The sequence below is a fragment of the Tenacibaculum sp. AHE14PA genome, from assembly GCF_019278465.1.
GTDB classification, from domain to species: Bacteria; Bacteroidota; Bacteroidia; order Flavobacteriales; family Flavobacteriaceae; genus Polaribacter; species Polaribacter bernardetii.
In genome coordinates, this window is record NZ_CP058983.1 from 803,822 (window position 1) to 824,925 (window position 21,104).

Annotated in this window: 21 protein-coding genes; 12 read left to right on the forward strand and 9 right to left on the reverse strand. The window is 30.9% G+C overall.

All coding sequences use genetic code 11. The features are described from left to right. Nucleotides 1-71 precede the first annotated feature (71 nt). The gene (gene dnaK / locus H0I30_RS03615) at nt 72-1,961 is read right to left on the reverse strand and encodes a molecular chaperone DnaK (protein ID WP_218772953.1); all 1,890 of its coding nucleotides are present in this window, start codon (nt 1,959-1,961) and stop codon (nt 72-74) included. A gap of 132 nt (nt 1,962-2,093) precedes the next feature. Next, on the reverse strand, nt 2,094-2,702 hold the full coding sequence (locus H0I30_RS03620) for an NUDIX hydrolase (RefSeq protein WP_218772954.1): 609 nt from the start codon (nt 2,700-2,702) through the stop codon (nt 2,094-2,096). Nucleotides 2,703-2,709: 7 nt separating this feature from the next. Between H0I30_RS03620 and pyrE the strand changes: the two genes are divergently transcribed. Both pyrE and H0I30_RS03630 read left to right on the forward strand, forming a co-directional pair. Beyond that, nucleotides 2,710-3,360 carry an orotate phosphoribosyltransferase gene (gene pyrE / locus H0I30_RS03625; RefSeq protein ID WP_218772955.1) on the forward strand — a complete coding sequence of 217 codons (651 nt, stop codon included), beginning with the start codon at nt 2,710-2,712 and terminating at the stop codon, nt 3,358-3,360. A gap of 6 nt (nt 3,361-3,366) precedes the next feature. After that, nucleotides 3,367-3,756, forward strand: a complete 390-nt coding sequence (locus H0I30_RS03630; RefSeq protein WP_218772956.1) for an SRPBCC family protein — start codon at nt 3,367-3,369, stop codon at nt 3,754-3,756. A 1-nt stretch (nt 3,757) separates the two neighbouring features. Here the strand turns inward: H0I30_RS03630 and H0I30_RS03635 are convergent, their stop codons facing one another. Next, the gene (locus H0I30_RS03635; RefSeq protein WP_218772957.1) at nt 3,758-4,489 is read right to left on the reverse strand and encodes a biotin--[acetyl-CoA-carboxylase] ligase; all 732 of its coding nucleotides are present in this window, start codon (nt 4,487-4,489) and stop codon (nt 3,758-3,760) included. A gap of 87 nt (nt 4,490-4,576) precedes the next feature. Here H0I30_RS03635 and rsfS point away from each other — a divergent pair, with 87 nt between their 5' ends. Genes rsfS through H0I30_RS03665 form a run of 6 tightly spaced genes read left to right on the forward strand, consistent with a single transcriptional unit; the run spans nt 4,577 to nt 9,220 of the window. After that, nucleotides 4,577-4,945, forward strand: coding sequence for a ribosome silencing factor (rsfS, locus tag H0I30_RS03640; protein ID WP_218772958.1), 369 nt, complete (start codon nt 4,577-4,579; stop codon nt 4,943-4,945). A 26-nt stretch (nt 4,946-4,971) separates the two neighbouring features. Continuing rightward, nucleotides 4,972-6,900 (forward strand): ATP-dependent zinc metalloprotease FtsH, encoded by a 1,929-nt coding sequence (gene ftsH / locus H0I30_RS03645; protein WP_218772959.1) that lies wholly within the window; start codon nt 4,972-4,974, stop codon nt 6,898-6,900. Nucleotides 6,901-6,911: 11 nt separating this feature from the next. Further along, entirely contained in the window at nt 6,912-7,502 is a 591-nt protein-coding gene (locus H0I30_RS03650) for a hypothetical protein (RefSeq protein WP_218772960.1), read from the forward strand. A gap of 3 nt (nt 7,503-7,505) precedes the next feature. Continuing rightward, the gene (locus H0I30_RS03655; RefSeq protein ID WP_218772961.1) at nt 7,506-8,300 is read left to right on the forward strand and encodes a phosphatidate cytidylyltransferase; all 795 of its coding nucleotides are present in this window, start codon (nt 7,506-7,508) and stop codon (nt 8,298-8,300) included. Between the two features lie 30 nt (nt 8,301-8,330). Beyond that, nucleotides 8,331-8,585 (forward strand): acyl-CoA-binding protein, encoded by a 255-nt coding sequence (locus H0I30_RS03660; RefSeq protein ID WP_218772962.1) that lies wholly within the window; start codon nt 8,331-8,333, stop codon nt 8,583-8,585. A gap of 5 nt (nt 8,586-8,590) precedes the next feature. Beyond that, nucleotides 8,591-9,220, forward strand: a complete 630-nt coding sequence (locus tag H0I30_RS03665; RefSeq protein ID WP_218772963.1) for a YceI family protein — start codon at nt 8,591-8,593, stop codon at nt 9,218-9,220. 57 nt (nt 9,221-9,277) lie between these two features. Here H0I30_RS03665 and H0I30_RS03670 read toward each other — a convergent pair whose 3' ends face one another. Next, nucleotides 9,278-10,171, reverse strand: a complete 894-nt coding sequence (locus H0I30_RS03670; protein WP_218772964.1) for a hypothetical protein — start codon at nt 10,169-10,171, stop codon at nt 9,278-9,280. 12 nt (nt 10,172-10,183) lie between these two features. Beyond that, on the reverse strand, nt 10,184-11,731 hold the full coding sequence (locus H0I30_RS03675) for a peptide MFS transporter (protein ID WP_218772965.1): 1,548 nt from the start codon (nt 11,729-11,731) through the stop codon (nt 10,184-10,186). A gap of 190 nt (nt 11,732-11,921) precedes the next feature. Here H0I30_RS03675 and H0I30_RS03680 point away from each other — a divergent pair, with 190 nt between their 5' ends. Genes H0I30_RS03680 through H0I30_RS03695 form a run of 4 tightly spaced genes read left to right on the forward strand, consistent with a single transcriptional unit; the run spans nt 11,922 to nt 17,019 of the window. After that, entirely contained in the window at nt 11,922-12,602 is a 681-nt protein-coding gene (locus tag H0I30_RS03680; RefSeq protein ID WP_218772966.1) for a TetR/AcrR family transcriptional regulator, read from the forward strand. Beyond that, the gene (locus H0I30_RS03685) at nt 12,592-14,256 is read left to right on the forward strand and encodes a peptidase domain-containing ABC transporter (RefSeq protein ID WP_218772967.1); all 1,665 of its coding nucleotides are present in this window, start codon (nt 12,592-12,594) and stop codon (nt 14,254-14,256) included. The genes H0I30_RS03680 and H0I30_RS03685 overlap by 11 nt, the downstream gene beginning before the upstream one ends. Nucleotides 14,257-14,266: 10 nt before the next feature. Then, nucleotides 14,267-15,622: an HlyD family secretion protein gene (locus H0I30_RS03690; RefSeq protein ID WP_218772968.1), complete on the forward strand. Its 1,356-nt coding sequence runs from the start codon at nt 14,267-14,269 to the stop codon at nt 15,620-15,622. Further along, nucleotides 15,622-17,019: a TolC family protein gene (locus H0I30_RS03695; RefSeq protein WP_218772969.1), complete on the forward strand. Its 1,398-nt coding sequence runs from the start codon at nt 15,622-15,624 to the stop codon at nt 17,017-17,019. Before H0I30_RS03690 ends, H0I30_RS03695 begins: the two co-directional genes overlap by 1 nt. On the opposite strand, the gene H0I30_RS03700 is transcribed toward H0I30_RS03695, so the two are convergent. The 4 genes from H0I30_RS03700 to H0I30_RS03715 form a co-directional block, all read right to left on the reverse strand. Continuing rightward, complete coding sequence (locus H0I30_RS03700; protein ID WP_218772970.1) at nt 17,020-18,120, reverse strand: hypothetical protein; 1,101 nt, start codon at nt 18,118-18,120, stop codon at nt 17,020-17,022. It abuts the gene before it with no gap. 1 nt (nt 18,121) lies between these two features. Continuing rightward, nucleotides 18,122-19,207, reverse strand: coding sequence for an amidohydrolase family protein (locus tag H0I30_RS03705; protein WP_218772971.1), 1,086 nt, complete (start codon nt 19,205-19,207; stop codon nt 18,122-18,124). Nucleotides 19,208-19,322: 115 nt separating this feature from the next. Further along, a complete protein-coding gene (locus H0I30_RS03710; RefSeq protein ID WP_218772972.1) occupies nt 19,323-19,850 on the reverse strand; it encodes a 3-hydroxyanthranilate 3,4-dioxygenase in 528 nt (175 codons plus the stop codon). Nucleotides 19,851-20,254: 404 nt separating this feature from the next. Beyond that, nucleotides 20,255-21,031 carry an SDR family oxidoreductase gene (locus H0I30_RS03715; protein ID WP_218772973.1) on the reverse strand — a complete coding sequence of 259 codons (777 nt, stop codon included), beginning with the start codon at nt 21,029-21,031 and terminating at the stop codon, nt 20,255-20,257. Nucleotides 21,032-21,104: the final 73 nt, after the last annotated feature.

Sequence of the window (21,104 nt, forward strand, 5' to 3'; positions counted from 1 at the left end):
AAATCCATTACAATTTCTTGTAATGGATTTTATATTTATAAAACGTTATGTTTTAACTTCTATTCAGTAAATTACTTTACTTCTTCGAAATCTACATCCTCAACATTGTCTTCCTGAGCAGTATTTGCTTCTGGTTGCGCTTGTTGAGCTCCTGCGGCACCTTTATCAGCATACATCTCTTCAGAAGCAGCTTTCCATGCATCATTAATAGTAGTTAAAGCACTATCAATTCTAGAAGTATCTCCAGATTCATGAGCAGCTTTTAATTCTACTAAAGCAGCTTCAATTGGCGCTTTCTTATCGTCAGATAATTTTTCACCAAATTCTTTTAATTGCTTTTCTGTTTGAAAAATCATAGAATCTGCTTCATTGATTTTTTCAGCAGTTTCTTTTGCTTTTGCATCTGCATCAGCATTTGCTTCTGCATCAGCTTTCATTTTTTCGATTTCTTCTTCTGATAATCCTGAAGAAGCCTCAATCTTAATATCTTGAGTTTTCCCTGTAGCTTTATCAGATGCAGATACTTTGATGATTCCGTTTGCATCGATATCGAAAGTTACTTCAATTTGAGGAACTCCTCTTTGTGCTGGTGGAATATCTGTTAATTGGAAACGACCAATTGTATTGTTATCTGCTGCCATTGCTCTTTCACCTTGTAAAACGTGAATATCTACAGATGGTTGATTATCTACAGCTGTAGAGAATACTTGAGATTTTTTTGTTGGAATCGTAGTATTCGCATCGATTAACTTTGTGAATACGTTACCCATTGTTTCAATTCCTAATGATAAAGGCGTAACATCTAATAATAATACGTCTTTTACATCTCCAGATAAAACTCCACCTTGAATTGCAGCTCCTAAAGATACTACTTCGTCAGGATTTACTCCTTTACTTGGTGATTTTTTAAAGAATTTTTCAACAGCTTCCTGAATTGCAGGAATACGAGTTGATCCACCTACTAATACGATTTCATCGATTTCATCGATTGTTAAATCCGCATTTTTTAAAGCAGTTGCACAAGGTTCAATAGTTCTTTTAATTAAATCATCGATTAAAGCTTCAAACTTAGATCTTGTTAATGTTCTAACTAAGTGCTTTGGTCCTGAAGCAGTAGCAGTAATATATGGTAAGTTAATTTCTGATGAAGTTGTGCTAGATAATTCAATCTTCGCTTTTTCAGCAGCTTCTTTTAAACGTTGTAAAGACATTGGATCTTTACGTAAATCCATTGCTTCGTCAGCAATAAATTCTTCTGCTAACCAGTTAATAATTCTTTCATCAACGTCATCTCCACCTAAATGTGTATCACCATCAGTAGCTAATACTTCAAATACACCGTCTCCTAATTCTAAGATAGAAACATCATGTGTTCCACCACCAAAATCAAAAACAACGATTTTTTTATCATCGTGAGATTTATCTAAACCATAAGCTAAAGCAGCTGCAGTTGGTTCGTTAATAATTCTTCTAACTTTTAAACCTGCAATTTCACCAGCTTCTTTTGTAGCCTGACGTTGTGCATCGTTAAAATATGCAGGTACAGTAATTACAGCTTCAGAAACATCTTGACCTAAATAGTCTTCAGCTGTTTTCTTCATTTTCTGTAATACCATTGCAGAAATTTCTTGTGGCGTATATAAACGACCATCGATATCTACACGAGGCGTATCGTTATCTCCTTTTACTACTTTATAAGGTACTCTTCCTGCTTCTTTTGAAGAATCAGAAAATTTATTACCCATAAAACGTTTAATAGAATAAACTGTTTTTGTTGGGTTAGTAACTGCTTGACGCTTTGCTGGATCACCAACTTTACGTTCTCCTCCTTCTACGAATGCTACGATAGATGGTGTAGTTCTTTTTCCTTCTGCGTTAGGAATAACAACTGGTTCATTCCCTTCCATTACAGAAACACATGAATTTGTGGTTCCTAAATCAATTCCTATAATTTTACTCATAACTAATAACTATTTATCTTAAATTTTTAATTCAATTTTACGATTAGTAATAGTCAAACTGTGTGCCAACTAGTTTTTACTTTTGTTTTGGCAGAAAAACTAATGAAGTTATTTAGCAACAATGACAGAGTGTCATTTTTTTAATGATTTTACATAAAATTTATAAACCATAACAATGTTAGAAAATGTACTTTTTAACGCTTTATTTGTAGCCTCAGCATCCTTAAACATTACTTTGGTTATACCTTCTTCTAACTGCGGAGTTAGTATACCTTTGTAAGATGAAGACATTAAGTACCAATGTGTTTCTTTTAATCGATGTTTTCCTTTCTGAATAAAAAAGTGATATGTTTTAATTAGTTTTTTATCTATTTTAAGGTTTGTAATACCGCATTCTTCTTCAACTTCTCTTATTGCTGTTTCCTTTATATTCTCTCCTTTTTCTTGTCTTCCCTTTGGCAAATCCCATTTACTACCTCTGTAAATAAATAAAATTTCTTTTTTATCGTTTAAAACGAGTCCGCCTGCGGCAACAAGAACCTTAAATTTCATTTTAAAGATCTCCCAATCTTCTTCCAAATTACTAGTACAAAGATAAACACCTTTTAATTTGCCTAGTTTTAACTTATAAATAAGTTCTTCTATAATTGTATTTTTGTAAATATAAACAACATAATCTTCTTCATTTTTTACTGAAGTTGTAAAGATTATTGGTTTATCATTAACAAAAACTTTATACATTTGCGTTATGGATTTTAACAAAGATACAGCAAAAAAAACTGCCGAACTTCTTCTGCAAATAAAAGCTATTAAATTAAGCCCTCAAGAGCCTTTTACATGGGCTTCTGGTTGGAAATCACCAATTTACTGCGACAATAGAGTAACCCTATCTTACCCACCAGTTAGAAATTTCTTAAAAGAAAAGATTGCTAAATTGGTTGAAGAGAAACATGGTAAACCCGATGTAATTGCTGGTGTTGCTACCGGTGCAATTGCAATTGGTATGTTAGTTGCTCAAGAACTAGGAGTTCCTTTTATATACGTACGACCAGAACCTAAAAAACATGGCCGTAAAAACCAAATAGAAGGACATTTAGATAGCGGTCAGAATGTGGTTGTTATTGAAGATCTTATTAGCACAGGTAAAAGTAGCTTAAATGCGGTTAAAGCTTTAAAAGAAGCAAACGCAACAGTTAAAGGTATGATTGCAATTTTTTCATACGGATTTGACATTGCTACCGAAAACTTTAAAAACGATCGTGTAGAACTAACTACCTTAAGCAATTACGAATACCTACTTGAGCAGGCTTTAGATAGTAAATATATTACTAGTGAAGAATTAAGATTGTTAGAAGATTGGAGAGTAGCACCTAGTAAATGGAAACAAAACGAAAAATAAGATATAATGAATATTGAAGGAAACAAAGTAATTGTAAAGAAATCACCTAAAGAAGTATTTGATTTTTTAATCAAATTAGAGAACTTCGAACAATTAATGCCAGAAAACACTCAGAAATTTGAAGTAGATGGCGATAGTTTTATTTTTGGTTTAAAAGGAATGCCTGAAATAAGATTGGTAATGAAAGATAAAACAGAGTATTCTAATATTACATTAGGTGCTGCTAGTAGTAAATTACCTTTCACTTTATCAGCAGATATTAGTGAAATTTCTGACAATAAAAGTGAGGTTACTTTAAAGTTTGACGGTGAATTTAATGCGATGATGGCAATGATGGTAAAAAAACCATTAACTAAGTTTATTGAAACTTTAACTGAGAATATAGCAAAAATATAAATTAGGCAAACGAAACTTCTTTAATTCCAAATTCTTTAATCGTTTCGTTTTCTAATTCGATTTGGAGATTACCAGTATCGGAAACTCCAACAATTTTACCCATAAACAAAATGTTTTGAGCTGTTTTAAACATGCTCGGAACATTTTTTTTATACAATACCTTTAAATATTCCTCTTCTAAAAAAGTATACTCCTTTTTATTCAGCAATGCTATTTTTTGTTTTAAGCACTGTAAAGCTTTGTCAAATAACAATTCTAAATCTACTTCTCTACCAATAATCATTTTTATGGAAGAAGCATTTGGCAAATCAATTGAAAAACTATTTTGATTTACATTAATACCAATCCCTATGACAGATGAACTAATTTCGGATAAATTAAAAGTGTTTTCAATTAAAATACCTGCTATTTTTTTGTTTTCTGACATAATGTCGTTGGGCCATTTTATAGCTAATCGAGGTAGTTTCAAATCTTTAACTGCTTCATAAACACTCAAAGAAACACAATAATTCAAATACTTAAAATCAGCAATACTAAGGTTAGATAACTCACAAAAAACACTAAAAGTCAAGCTCTTACCTGCATCTACAATCCAGTTAGCATTCATTTGTCCTCTGCCAGCTGTTTGAGTTTTTGCAATTACTACAGTAAAATCACCGACCTTTACTTTTGCTGCCATATCCTTTAAAAAAGAATTAGTTGAATCAATGGCATTAAGTTTGATTATTTTCATAGAAGTTTTGTGAGTAAAACAAGTATCAATATTAAGCAAATAACTCACAAAAAAATAATAACTTTGCTAAAAACTTAATTTTTTTTGATGACTAAAAAACAAGCAAGCACAGACGATTTAATCGCTGTGATTATAAAAGGTATTGATGAGGTAAAAGGAGAAAACATCCAATTACTAGATTTAAGAGGAATAGAAAATACTGTATGTGATTATTTTATAATCTGTTCAGGAAATTCAAACACTCAAGTAAACGCCATTTCAGGTTCTGTACAAAAAATGGTAAGCAAAGAACTTAAAGATAAACCTTGGCATATTGAAGGGCAAGGAAACTCTGAATGGGTTTTAATGGATTATGTGAATGTTGTTGTTCATATTTTTCAAAAACAAGTACGTGACTATTACGATATTGAAAGTCTTTGGGGTGATGCTAAAATCACTGAAATTAACCCAGCTTAATTGCTAATAATTTACACATATTATTTATGAGTGATAAGAAAAAAAATCCTCCAAAATTTAGTTTTAATTCATTTTGGATATACATTCCGATATTAGTTGTCCTGTTAGGATTGAGTTTCTTTAACTCAAACGACTTAGGTTCTAGAAGCATTTCTAAGAACGAGTTTCATGAAATTTTACAAGAAAACGATATTCAAAAAATCGTTATTGAAAATAATAATGTTGCTCAGATATTCTTAAAAAGCGAAGCTGAGAAGAAAGAACAGCACAAAAAAATAACAGATTCTCCTTTTTACAGAAAAGGATCTCCTTTGTACACTTATAATTTTGGAGATTTACAAAATTTCGAAAATGAAATTAAAAAAGAGAAAGCCGAAAACAATCTTGATTTTGATAGAACTAATGTAGAGCCTACAAGTTTGGTAAAAACATTGTTCGACTTTCTTCCTTTTATTTTATTAATCGGTATCTGGCTTTTCTTTATGAAAAGAATGTCTGGTGGTGGATCTGGAGCCGGTGGCGGTGGTCAAATATTTAATATTGGTAAATCAAAAGCTAAATTATTTGATGAAAACACCAAGGTAAAAACAACCTTTAAAAATGTTGCTGGTTTAGAAGGAGCAAAAGAAGAAATTCAAGAAATTGTAGATTTCTTAAAAACACCTGAAAAATACACAAAACTTGGTGGTAAGATACCTAAAGGAGCCTTATTAGTAGGACCTCCTGGAACAGGTAAAACCCTCTTAGCAAAAGCTGTTGCAGGTGAAGCTGGAGTTCCTTTTTTCTCTTTATCAGGATCTGATTTCGTAGAAATGTTTGTAGGCGTTGGTGCGTCTCGTGTAAGAGATTTATTTAAACAAGCGCAACAAAAATCTCCTTCTATAATTTTTATTGATGAGATTGATGCTATTGGTCGTGCAAGAGGTAAAAACAGCATGACAGGTGGTAATGATGAACGCGAAAACACATTAAATCAACTTTTAACAGAAATGGATGGTTTTGGTACTGATACAAATGTTATTGTATTAGCAGCTACTAACCGTGCTGATGTATTAGATAAGGCTTTAATGCGAGCGGGACGTTTTGACCGTCAGATATATGTTGACTTACCTGATTTACATGAACGTAGAGAAATCTTTGAAGTACATATTAAACCATTAAAATTAGCCGAAAATGCTGATTTAGAATTGCTAGCACAGCAAACTCCAGGGTTTTCTGGTGCAGACATTGCTAACTTATGTAACGAAGCTGCTTTAATCGCTGCAAGAAACAATAAGGAGGCTATTGAGCATCAAGATTTCTTAGATGCTGTTGATAGAATAGTTGGTGGTTTAGAAAAGAAAAACAAGGTAATCACGCCAAAAGAAAAGAAAGTTATTGCTTTTCATGAAGCTGGTCATGCTACCGTAAGTTGGATGTTAGAACACGCAGCTCCGTTAGTAAAAGTAACTATTGTTCCTCGTGGCCAGTCATTAGGTGCTGCCTGGTATCTTCCTGAAGAAAGAAAGATTATTCAAACAGAGCAAATGCTTGACGAAATGTGTGCTACAATGGGTGGTAGAGCTGCTGAAAAGTTAATGTTCAATAAAATTTCTACTGGTGCATTAAGTGATTTAGAAAAAGTTACCAAACAAGCTCGCGCTATGGTTACTGTATATGGATTAAACGAAAAAGTAGGTAATATTACCTATTACGACTCATCAGGAAATGATTCTTTTGTAAAGCCATATAGTGATGATACTGCTAAGACCATTGACGAAGAAATTTCTAAAATGATTGAATTTCAATATCAAAGAGCTATTGATCTTTTAAGTGAACACAAAGATAAACTTAACTTACTTGCTGATTTATTGTTAGAAAAAGAAGTTATGTTTAAAGCTGATTTAGAAAAGATATTTGGTGAAAGACCTTTTGAAAAGAAAGAAAATAAAACTAATCCAGTAATAGAAGAATAGTTTTTATTTGAATGAATTTTTTTAAAAAAATATACAAATCATATAAAAAATCATCTGAAGAGAAGTTAATTAACGAACAGGAAGTTAACTTATCTTTAGATGATTCTTTTGTTCACAATTTTATTAATAAAGGAGGTAAATTTTTATACTCTACCTCTATTGATGAAGTGTCAAATAATTTAAAACATATTTTACAAGAAAATAATTGGGATACAATTACATGTTCTGATTTTGACTTATTAAAAATAACTAAAAATATAGATGTTAATATTCAGAAATACCCTTCTGAATCTGTTCCTTTTTTCACTTCTTGTGAACACCTAATAGCTAATAACGGAAACATATTGTTTTCTTCTCACCAACTCGGAAGCAATAAACTAACATCCCATTCAGAACACTTTATCGTGTATGCTACTACTAGCCAATTAGTAAATAATATGGGTGAAGGTTTAACGGGTATAAAAACGCACTTTAGTGGTAATATACCTACCAATATTAGTTCAACCACCAACTACAAAATAGATGTTGACGATGATAGTTTTTTAAGTTATGGTAATAGTAACTCAAAAAACTTATATTTGCTGCTATTTGAAGATTTATAAACTATGCGCAACCTTATAACAAGAAGTATTTCTGGACTTGTTTATGCTGTACTTTTTATTTCCGCTATCCTTTTCTCTAAAGAATCATATATAGGATTAATGGCGATATTTTCAGTAATATGTGTTTTTGAGTTTTCGAGAATGCTAAAATCGAAAAATATTATACCCTATGTTCTTTTAGCAGGGTTTATATATTTATCTACGATTGAAATCCCTAATAATTACACAAATTATTTAACAGGATTTTCTTTCTCAGGTTTATTAATACTGATCTATTTATTAATAAGCACAAAACCTATAAAGACAGATAGTTTAGCGCAAAAAATATTTTTACAAGTAATATACTTAATACTGCCTTTTTACTTCTTAATAAAACTACCTCTTATAGATAACAATTACCATCCAAATGTAATTATCTATATTATTTTAATGATTTGGACGAATGATAGTTTTGCTTTTATCGTTGGTAAAAACTTTGGTAAACATAAATTATTTGAATCGGTATCTCCCAAAAAAACGATTGAAGGTTTTATTGGCGGATTATTATTTGCTGTTTTAGCCGGATTTTTAATTGGTTATTACTCTGGTATATTTTCAATATTAAATTGGATTATTATTGCGATTATTGTTGCCGTTCTTGGTTCTTTAGGCGACTTGGTAGAATCTAAGTTTAAGAGACAATCAAACGTAAAAGACAGTGGTACAATTATGCCTGGGCATGGCGGTTTATTAGACAGGCTTGATAGTTTGTTTTTCCTTGCTCCTTTCGTATATTTGTATATACACTATATAATATAATTACTTTCTTACCTGATTCTTCTTTATATGATGAGTGATTTAGATATACAGTTTAATAAAGCTTATAAAAAAGCTTCTAGTTATAAAAAAAAGCTGCCACCTGATATTATGCTTAAATTCTATGCATATTACAAACAAGCTGTAAAAGGAGATAAATTTACTTTTAATAGCAATCATGACTTACGAAATGCGTTTAAATTTAATGCATGGATTCAATTACAAGGCATGACAGAAGATGAAGCTAAACAAGAATACATCAACTTAGTTAATTCAATTATAAAATAAATATCATGAAAAAAATCATTTATTCTTTATTCGTATTTGCTGCTTTAGCAAACTTTACTTCTTGTAAATCAGAAGCAAAAAAAGAAACATCTGAAAAAGAAGAAATTAAACTAGAAAACAACGCACCTTTCTCTTTGCAAGAAGCAAACAATGAAATAAACTTTACAGCCTATAAAACAAGTGAAAAAATACCTGTAGGTGGTTCTTTTAAAAAAGTAACAATAACCGCTAATGGTGATGGAACAACAGCTAAAGAAGCAATTAATAATGCTGAATTTTCTATTCCGGTAAGCAGTCTTTTTACTAAAGATTCTAGTAGAGACTTTAAAATAAAAAAGTTCTTTTTTGGAATTATGGACAAAACAGAGTTACTTTCTGGGAAATTAGTTTTAGAAAACGATTCTATTGGTTATTCTGATTTAACAATGAACGGTGTTACCAAAAAAATGGATTTTAAATACAGTATTGATGGTAAGGTTTTTACTTTAAAAGGTAATCTTAAAATTACACACTGGAATGCTGATAAAGCTTTAAACTCTTTAAACGAAGTTTGTAAAGATTTACATAAAGGAGCTGACGGTGTTTCTAAAACTTGGGACGATGTTGCTATTAACATTACATCTACTTTTAAATAAAAATTATTTTTATACTTATAAAAGAAAGCCTTAGATTTTATCTAAGGCTTTCTTTTTTTAGGTTAATATCCATTCTAATAAATCATCAACATTTACAATAGACCAACTATGAGGGTTCCGCTTTCCGTTCGCTCTATACCCTTTATTATTTGTTTCTATTAATGTTACTTTTTTCCAACTATTGGCGACTAATAAATCATTTAATTTTCTGATTCGGTATGCATTGGTCGATTCATAATCGGTTTTACGAACTTCTTTCCACCAACGTTCATCTGGTTCTGTATATAAACGGAGTTTCGCTTTTTTCAAACTATAAATATTATTAAAGTTTTCTGTTTTATAAGTAAAAGGAGAAACCTGCTGAATATTACTTAGCAACGAATCTTTAGTAAATCGTTCTTCAAAAAAACTGACAATCCATTTTGGTTCCGCCAAACGTTCTTCAGAAAAATCCTTTCGCTGAATATCTTTTACAGAACTTTCATACAACCCAAATAAGTCGATAGGAGAATCTACTATAAAAGTTCCTTTAACAGCTACTATTTTATTTTTTAGTAAATAATCAGACAATGTTAATGCCAAATTACCACCTATAGACATCCCTCCAATATAAATATTGTCAGTTTTTAAGTTATTCTTTTTGATGGTTTCAAGAATTAAGGCAGTTAATTTTGCGCTGTCTTCTTTCTCTATCCATAATTTTCTCGCAAAGTTTATTAGCAGTAATGAAACTCCTTTTTCGTTTGCTTTCTGTACAATATCAAACTCTTTTTTAATTTTTCCTGCACTACCTCCTCCTCCGGGAAATAAGATTAATAATCCCTTTTGTTGCTTGGAAACAAGTAATTCGAATTCATCGGTTTTTATGTTTTTAAACGCCACATTGGCAACCTCTTTTTTACAGCTTATTAATAACAGTAAACAAACGATTAGTACTATTCTCTTTTTCATGTATTAATTATTTTAATGAATATTATGCATTCTTCTTTTTATTGGTGATGAAAACATGATGACTAAAACCCCTACAAAAGATGCCATTACTCCGAAACTTGCATACACCGAAACATAAGAGTATAATTGCTGAAAAATAACACCTTTTTCTAAAACTACACAATTTGATAAACCTGTTATAAACTGAGTAATTTCACCAAACATACCGGTCGAAAACAGCCCTAAATCACCTTCTGAAACAGTTGTTAGTTTTGCAATTTTCCCTGCGAAGAAGTGGCCATAAAAATTTGCCGAAAACCATACCCCCATAATAAAAGAAACATATTTAATCGGCGATAATTCTGTCATTTTAGATAAACCTATTGGTGATAAAAATAACTCACCTATTGTTAGCACTAAATAACCAACAACCAAATAAAGCATTGGTGTTTTTGCAAATTCATCTACTTGATTTGCCGACATACCAAAAATAATAAAACCAAGTCCAAGAAATAATAACCCAAGTCCGAATTTAATTACCGAATTAGGATTCTTATTTATTTTACTCAAAAATGTCCATAAAATAGAAAACGGAATTGCTAACAAAATTATAAAACACGAGTTAATACTATTGGTTCCTGCTGCGCTCATACCTACTAAATTTACATTTCTATCTGCAAAAAGCGTTAACGAACTACCTGCTTGCTCAAAAATGGCTGCGAATAATGTATATAAAACTGTAAAATACACAGCAACCAATAAACGCTGTTTTTCTGTTTTACTTACTTGTTTTAAAATATAAGCGATGTAGAAAATTAAAAATACTGAAACTACCCAAACTAAATAATGCTCAAACTGATGAAATCGTATAATCAAAGCAAAAATTGGCAACGATAAAAATGCGGCAATAATAATGGCAGTTCCTTTTTTTAATCCGAAAATTGGTTCATTATACAACTCCTTATTTGTAACCAAACCTTTATCTTCAAAAGTATTATTTTTAAGACCTCTTTGAAACACAAGCAACCCTAACAACATACCAATTCCGGCTAATACAAAACCATAATGCCAACCATAAGTCTCGGCAAACCATGCACAAGCTAAAGGAGCAATTGCGCCACCAATATTTATTCCCATATAAAAAATTGTAAATCCCGCATCTCTACGCACATCTCCTTGTTCGTATAAATTACCTACAAACGAAGAAATGTTTGGCTTAAAGAATCCGTTTCCTACAATAATTAAAGCCAATGATCCATAGAAAAAAAATGGTTGCTCGAAGGTTAGTAGGAAATGACCTAATGCCATTAATACACCTCCTAATAAAATAGCTTTTCTAAAACCTAGTATTTTATCAGCAAGAATACCACCAATCATTGGTGTTACATATACGAGTGACATGTATGCCGCGTATACTCCGAATGACATTTCATCAGAATACAATAAATGCTTTGTCATATAAAGAACAAGTAGTGCTCGCATTCCGTAAAACGAAAATCGTTCCCATAGTTCAGCAAAAAATAAATATAACAATCCCTTAGGATGTCCTATAAAATCGGATGTAGATGTGTGTGTTTTCATAAAATAAATATGTTTTTACAAATGTATTTTTACACCAACCGTTTAAAAAGCTTTGTAGTTAATTGTACTAAAAAATAAGTGTTTGTGAGTTTTTGTTATTGACAATAATATCAATTTTAAAATAAAATAACATATATACTTTCTTTTATAATAGTATTACTATTATATTTGCATGTGTAAATATTATTTTATGAAAAGTTTATTAGCTAATATTAAAATTGAAATTCCTTGTGGAATTTATATCAAAGACCCTGAAACATCTGATTTAGGGAAAAGAATTGTAGAAAACAGTATTAAGTTAATAGAAGAGGTTGGTTTTGAAAACTTTACTTTTAAAAAGTTGGGAAAATTAATTGGTTCTAATGAAAGCTCTATATACAGGTATTTTGAAAGTAAACATAAGCTTTTAGTTTACTTAACTTCATGGTATTGGGGTTGGGTACAATATCAATTAGTAATAGAAACTTATAGCATAAATGATCCGAAAGAAAAATTAGTTAAAGCCATAAGTATAGTTACTAAAACAACAGAACAAGACAGTAACTTTTCACATATAAATGAAATTTTACTAAATTTAATTGTAATTAATGAAAACTCTAAATCATATTCTACAAAAGAAGTAGACTCAGAAAATAAAGAAGGTTTCTTTAAACTATATAAAGAAGTAGTAAAGCGTTTCGCCGATATTGTTACCAATTATAAGAACTCTTATCAACATCCTTTAACATTGGCTAGCACTGTTATTGAAGGCGCTCTACATCAGCAATTTATTAAGCAACATTTTAAGTCATTAACTAATTGTAATGATACTATTTCTATTACTTCATTTTTTCTTAATCTAACATTAAATACTCTTTCAAATGACAGATAATAACCCATTAACTCCTTGGCAACGTTTTTTAGGCCTTTTAAAACTAGAGAGAAAAGATGTTTTACAAATATCATACTATGCCGTTTTTGAAGGTATCGTTGCTTTGTCACTTCCATTAGGAATACAAGCCATTATAAATTTATTACAAGGTGCTCAGGTTTCTGCTTCATGGATTGTTTTGGTAATATTGGTTACAATAGGAGTTGCTTTCAGTGGCGTTTTAAAACTAATGCAAATAAGAATTATAGAAACCATACAGCAACGTATTTTCACCAGAGCATCTATAGAGCTTAGTTATCGATTTCCTAAAATTAAAATGAGCGAGTTAAGAAATTATTATCCACCTGAATTGGCTAATCGTTTTTTTGATACACTTACAATTCAAAAAGGAATTTCAAAGATCTTAATTGATGTTCCTTCAGCATTTTTACAGATTGTTTTTGCCCTACTTTTGCTATCTTTTTATCACGCTTTTTTTATATTATTTGGTTTTCTATTATTGTTATTAATCTATATTGTCTTTAAATATACCGCAAAAATAGGTTTAGAAACAAGTTTAAATGAATCTAAAGACAAGTATAAAGTAGCACATTGGTTACAAGAAATAGCAAGAACAATTATTAGTTTTAAGTTATCTGGAAAAACAAAACATGCCTTAGAAAGAAGTGATGTATTGGTTAATGATTATTTAAACTCGAGAGAAAGTCATTTTAAAATATTAATTATCCAATATATTCAAATGATTAGTTTTAAAGTTATTATTACAGCTGGTTTATTACTTATGGGTGGTTTTTTAGTATTAAATCAACAAATGAACATTGGTCAGTTTGTTGCTGCAGAAATAATAATATTATTAGTAATTGCTTCTGTAGAAAAACTTATTATTGGTTTAGAATCCTTTTACGATGTTCTTACGGCTATTGAAAAATTAGGCCAAGTAATAGATAAACCTATTGAAAATCAAACAGGAAGTAAGATTAGTAAAGCAACACCTTTTAAGCTTGAGATTCAGAACCTTTCATATAATGTTGATAAAAAAGATTTCGCTATTTTAAATGGTATATCTTTTAATGTTAATCCAAAAGACCGAATATTAATTCAAGGTGAAAGTGGCTCTGGAAAATCGAGTTTAATTCACTTAATTTGCGGACTTATAAAACCTACATCGGGAAATATATTTGTGAATGACTTATCATTAGAGAGCATTAAAATTAACGACTATAGAGCTAATTTAGGTTTATCATTGTCTGAAGAAACACCTTTTAAAGGAACGGTAAGAGAAAATGTAACTTTCGGTGATCTTTCAATTACGGATGATGAAATTTACTCGATATTTAATATCGTTGGTTTAACAGATTTTTTAAAACATCAGCCTAATGGTTTAGACACCCATTTAAAACCAGAAGGAAAACTTATTGGCTATACTATTTCTAAAAAAATAATTTTAGCAAGAGCTATTATTAAAAAACCTCAACTTTTAATATTAGAAGATCCTTTAGATCAACTAGAAAAACAAGAAGCCAAAAAAATTATCGATTTTATAACAAAACCATCACAAACATGGAGCTTAATTATTGTTAGTAGTAATGATAATTGGAAAGAAAAATGCAACAAGCTAATTACCCTTAAAAAAGGTATTATTGTTAATAATTAAATAAGATACAATGTTAAATATATCTAATAATTCGGTTTCTAACCAACTAAATTTATCTAATTTTAAATCAGGTAAAAAAGTATTTAGAAAAGAACATCATAAATTATTTCGAAAACTCCTTCTTTTATTTTTACTTATACTACTTGTTACGATGTTTTTACCGTGGACACAAAACGTAACTAGTTCTGGTAACGTAACTACTTTAAAACCTAACCAAAGACCACAAACATTGCAGTCTCAAATACCAGGTCGTATAGAAGAATGGTTTATTCAAGAAGGTGACTTTGTTAAAAAAGGCGATACAATATTAAGAATATCGGAAATAAAAAGTGACTATTTCGATCTTAAACTTGCAGAAAGAACAGGAAGTCAATTAAACTCTAAAAATCTTTCAGGTGAATCTTATACTAATAAAATAGCAGCATTAAAAAGACAAATTAATGCTTTAAAAGATGAACGAGGATTAAAATTACAACAAGCCAAAAACAAACTACAACAAGCTTATTTAAAGGTTAAAAGTGATAGCATCGATTTAGAAACTATTGTTATAAAACAAGGCATTGCTAAAATTCAATACGACAGAACACTTACTTTACAAGAAGAGGGCTTAAAAGCTGTTAAAGAGGTAGAAGAAAAGAGAGCTAAACTTCAAGAATATACCGCAAAAGTTATCTCTCAAAAAAACAAATTTTTAACATCTAAAAATAATATTATTAACGTAAAACTTACCATTTCAAGCATTGGAGCTTCTTATATGGATAAGCTTTCTAAGGCTGAAAGTAGTTTATATTCAGCCGAATCAGGAGCTTATGAAACAGCAATACAAGTTTCTAAATTAGAGACAAGTTTAGCGAATTACAACAAAAGAAACTCTTTGTTATACGTTACGGCACCACAAGATGGCTACATAAACAAAGCTATAAAATCTGGTATAGGAGAAACCTTTAAAGAAGGCGAGCAATTGGTAAATATTATGCCTGCCGTATACGACTTGGCTGTAGAAATGTACATAAAACCAATCGATTTACCACTGATACATATTAACGAAAAAGTTCGTGTTCAGTTCGATGGTTGGCCTGCTTTAGTTTTTAGTGGCTGGCCAAACATGTCTACCGGAACGTATGAAGCAAAAATAATTGCTATCGAAAATTTTATTAGTAATAATGGTAAATACCGAGTTTTAATTGCTCCAAACAACGAACTAGAACCTTGGCCAAAAGCGATTAGAATTGGTTCGGGTGCAAAAACAATAGCTTTATTAGAAAATGTACCGATTTGGTATGAATTATGGAGACAAGTTAACAGCTTTCCTCCTAATTTTTATCAACCAGAAAATACTAAAAACAGTTCAAACAAAAAGAAATAATGAAAAAATTACCCTTTTTATATCTATTTATAAGCTTTATTTCTTTTTCTCAAAATAAACCGATCAACACACTTTCTTTAGAGGAAAGTTTGGGTTATGTAAAAAAACACCATCCTGTTTTAAAACAGGCTAAACTTATTACAAATACAAACGAAGCTAAATTAATGAAAGCGCGTGGTGCTTTTGATCCTAAAATAGCAATTGACTATGATAGAAAAGAATTTAAGGATACCGATTACTACAAAAATTTAACCTCAACATTTAAAATACCAACTTGGTACGGAATTGAATTAAAAGCTAGTTATGAAAACAATTCAGGTCAATTTTTAAACCCACAATCTAAAACCCCTAAAAATGGGTTATACAATGTTGGTGTCGCCATTCCATTAGCCAAAAACTTATTTATTAATAAAAGAATGGCTACTTTAAAACAAGCTAAACTGTATACCAAACAAGGTAAACTAGAACAACAACTTCTTATAAATACCATTTTATTTAATGCTATTGATTCTTATTTAAACTGGACTTTGTATTACCAACAACATACTATTTATAAGGATTATTATACCAACGCACAGGTGCGGTTAAAAAACGTAATTACCAGTTTTAAAGCTGGTGATAAAGCTGCTGTAGATACTTTAGAAGCTAGTATTAATTTAAAAAGCAGAAAGTTAGATTTAGAAAAAGCCAATATCAAATACATAAAATCGAAATTAGAGTTTTCTAATTATTTATGGATTGATACTAATATTCCGATGGAGTTAAAAGATGAGATGATACCTGATGTTACAACTTTTAGCAAGATGGATGTACTTTTAAAATCGACAGCAAATGCCATTGTTCAGAATAATTTAAATGATCATCCTAAAGTAAAATTATTAGAATTAAAGAGAAGAAACCTTGAAATCAACAAACAATTAAAGGCAAATAACTTACTTCCTAAAATTGATTTTCAATACAATTTACTAAGCTCTAAAGTGGATAATTTAGATGCTTTTAATGTGTCTAACTATAAAAACTCACTGCAAGTGAGTGTTCCTTTATTTTTAAGAAAATCTCGAGGAGAATTAAAATTAGCGAAACTTAAATTACAAGATTTAAATTTTGAAATATCATCTACAAAAACAAGTTTACAGAATAAAATTAATGCTACAAGGCAACAAATAGTTTCGTACGAAAAGCAAAAGAATATATTAGAGGACTTAGTTAACGGTTATCAAAAAATTGTAAAAAGCGAAGAAAGAAAATTTTCATTAGGAGAAAGTTCGCTTTTTCTAATTAATTACCGCGAAGTAAAATTAATCGAAAGCAATTTAAAAGAAGCAAAAAACAACTATGAATACGCCAAAACAAAAAGTGCTCTTATTCAGTTACTAGGGCAGCTAAATACGTTATAATTATTCTTTATATTCCTTTAACAAAGCTTCGTCAATAAAAATATGTTCAGGTAAAACTCGCAAACGATATTTACTTTCACCTATAAATGTGATTAAATCTTTGCGCTCTAATCGATCATTTTCTTCTAACTGAAGTATCGAGTTTATATTATCAACGATTCTCGTTAAATAGGTTTGACTCTTAATCTCTCCTCCCGAATTTACCACAATCGATTGGTTTGTAGCTTCCGAAAACTTTCGGCGATAGGCAAAATTTAATAAGTTTTTGTACTGTGTTGTTTTAGAACCAAAATCGATTTTTTCTTCATAAATACCTTTAGATGGCACACTTAATTGAATTAAAGACCAATCTAAAAATTTAATTCGAATCTCATTAGGCTTTGGTGTATGTGCTAATTGAATTACCCAACTTGTTGCCAATACTAAAAAGACAGAAACCAAAGAGGTTTTGGCGATAATACGAATCATAAGATTTACAAAATCATTATCTAAACCAACAAAAACATCATATAATTGTGACAAGAATAATAGCGAAATTACAACCACTGAAATAATCGCTACCAACTTTAAATCTCGATGCATAAAAGTTCTAAAAAAAGAAACTCCCATTAAATAACACAAAAAAGTAGTTAGCAAAACATCCGGAATTGCAGCTATTTTTACACCGTAATAAACCTCATTACCTACAAAAAAGGATAATAACATTGTTAGTGAAGCTACCGCCACGATTATAATGCCTATAATTTTTACATTCTTTTCATTCTGATAAATAAATTTTGGTGCATCGTGCACATAATACAAAGCCAATAACCAAAATAAATTATTAATGGTAGATAAAATATTTACTCCTATTTGATAGCTGGTTGTTTCTGTATAACTAAAATAGCCCGCAACATAAGCCCAAATACCAGAAACTACCCAAACTAACATTCCAAAACTTAAATACAACAAGCCTTTATCTACACGCTTTATTGTGTTTCCTTCTTCTAATACTTGTTTAAATCTATTTCTAATATTATAATAAATTGCTAACAGTAATATTGCACCAATAAAGGAAATAAAAATGTGTGATACATTATGAAATTGAGTAACTTCAGACATCTTACTTCAAAATTTTCGAAATCAAATCTTGTTTCGCTTTTTCATCATCACCAAACAACCAACGTAACGTATTATCTTCCCAAATTTCATGGTATTGTTTTTCATTGATAATATCTCTCTCTATCGCTAAATCTAACAATTTTCCTGGATACGAAGATTGTGCATCGCTTTCCATTTCTCCTAACGGATACGGATCATCTAAGCCCATAATTACCTGATTTGATCCCTGACGATCTATCATTAACTTCAATGAATCAGTGTCATGAACCAAAGTATCAAAGAAAATATTTGGATGTCCAACTGCTTTTCTAGGATGTGTTTTTCCTTCAAATAAATCAGGTCTACCATCAAATCCTTGAATACGACGTCCTAAATTCATTTGTGCCAATTGACCTCCGTGCGCAAAACAAGTTCTGATATTAGGAAAACGCTCTTGCATACCGTTTAAAGTATAAAAATGATACGCGTCACCACATTGTGCCAACATCCAAATTAAATGAAAACGCCAATTGGTATTTTCTAATTTTATCATTTTATCCCCGTCATACGGATGAATTTCAATTGCCAATTTATATTTATCTGCCAATTCGAAAATAGCATCATTTTCTTTATCAAAAACACAACGCCATTGCCCAATAGAATCCATAAAATGCGTTGGCAAACACAATACTCTTAACCCTAACTCTTCTACGCAACGCTTCATTTCCCACAAAGCACCCTGAATAAAACCAGGATGTACCACAAAACCACAAGTAAATTTCCCCGGATGATCGTGCTGTACTTTTGCATTAAAATCATTCTGAAAACGCAAAGCTTTTTTCATTTCCTCCAAACGCAAACCATTTCCATAGAGTTGAGACAAATTTAAAACTACTGCATGATCTAACTTGTTTTTTTCCATCCAACGTAGTTTCTCATCCAAGAAAAAACTAGAATCTGTTACCGGTCGTTTCCAACCTTTTTGTAACATGTGTTTGCGCTCATCATCTACCCAAAAAATTTCTTTTTCCCTCATAAAAGCGGGTATTTGCTCTGGGTATGGTAATAAATGTGAATGTCCGTTTATGCGTAGTTTTCTTTTAGTCATCTTTCTGAATTAATTTCAGTGTTATGATGTCATTGCGAAGAAAGCTTTTCACTTGCTGTAGCAATCTAATTATCAATAAAAAGATTACTTCGTTCCTCGTAATGACGATAATATTTTATTTAATCTTCTTTGGAGCTTCCATTGTTGTTCCACAATTAGAACAAGTACATTTCTGTTTATCAGAATAATATGTATCGAAAATAATAGGCATATCTGTTTCGATATTATCTAGTGCAAATTCTTCCCTGTATAACTGATTTCCACAGTTTTCACAATACCATTCTAACGCATCTAACATTCCTTCCGAACGCGGATATTCAATTACCAAACCAACTGTATTTTCTTTACGTTGCGGTGAATGTGGCACTTTTCCTGGCAATAAATAAATATCACCTTCATTAATTTCAACATCTATCAATGTACCTTTATCATCTATGATTTTTAAAATCATATCCCCTTCAACCTGATAGAAAAATTCAGGTGTTTCATTATAATGGTAATCTTTTCTATTATTTGGGCCACCAACAACCATAACAATATATTCACCGTTATCCCAAACCTGTTTGTTACCAACTGGCGGCTTTAATAAATGACGGTTTTCATCAATCCACTTTTTAAAATTTAAAGGCTGTACTAAACTCATATCTCTATTTTTTTGGCGTTCCCTAAAGGTCGGGCTTTTCGCTGTATCTTTTTATGTCATTGCAAAGAAAATTTTTATCTTTCTATGATATCATCTAATCTTCAAAGAGATTACTTCGTTTCACTCGTAATGACGCCGTTTTATTAACTTATAAAAAGGATGCCGCTGCAATCCCTAACGCTAAATTTGGTTTCTAAATTACAAACTTGTTATCTCTTTATAAATAATCCTTCAATTCGCTTATATAACAAACCTCAGCAAACAAGTTTAGCCCTGATTGAGTGGTTTGTTTGAGCTGTTTTTTGCTGTTAGTTCGAGTAAATTTGTAAAGTATGAACAAATTTGTATCGAGAACAGCAGCAAAAAAAGCGAGTAACGAAAGCAGGAAATAGCTTCTAAAAAAATTACAAACTCTTTGTTCTACCTCCATCAACCGGAACGTTAATTCCGTTAATAAAACTTGCTTTTTCACTTGCTAAAAACACAATTGCATTGGCAATTTCTTCTGGCTTTGCAAAACGTTTTGCTGGTGAAGCATTCATCATGTTTTCTGAAACCACCTCAACAGACATTCCTGTTTTAGCTGCTTTATTATTTATAATTTCTTTTAAACGCTCAGTTCCTGTTGCACCTGGCAACACGTTATTTACAGTAATATTAAACTGTCCCAGTTCGTTTGCCAATGTTTTAGACCAACTCGCAACGGCTCCACGAATAGTATTCGACACTCCCAAGCCGTCTAAAGGTTGTTTTACTGAAGTAGAAATCACATTAATTACCCTACCAAAACCTGCTTCTTTCATAAACGGAACCACCGCTTGCACTAATACATGATTGCATTTTAAATGTTGAGTAAATGCAAGTTCAAACTCATCTAATTGCGCATTAAATACCGGTCCTCCTGCTGGGCCACCTGTATTGTTTACCAAAATGTGAAAATTTAAATCACTTGCTTCAATCTTTTCTTTTAATTCTGATGGATTCGAAAAGTCAGCAACAATATAATTGTGATTTTGGTTGTTATTTGGCAATTCTGCCAAAACGGCTTTCAACTTTTCTTCGTTACGAGCAATTAACGTTACGTTTACACCTTCTGATGCCAACCCTATTGCCGATGCTTTTCCTATTCCTTGTGTGCTTCCGCAAACCAAGGCGTTTTTATTTTGTATGTTTAAATTCATTTTTTTCTATTATATTATAGTTGTCAGATCGAGCGCAGTCGAGAACCATTTATAGTTGATTTTTAATAACCTC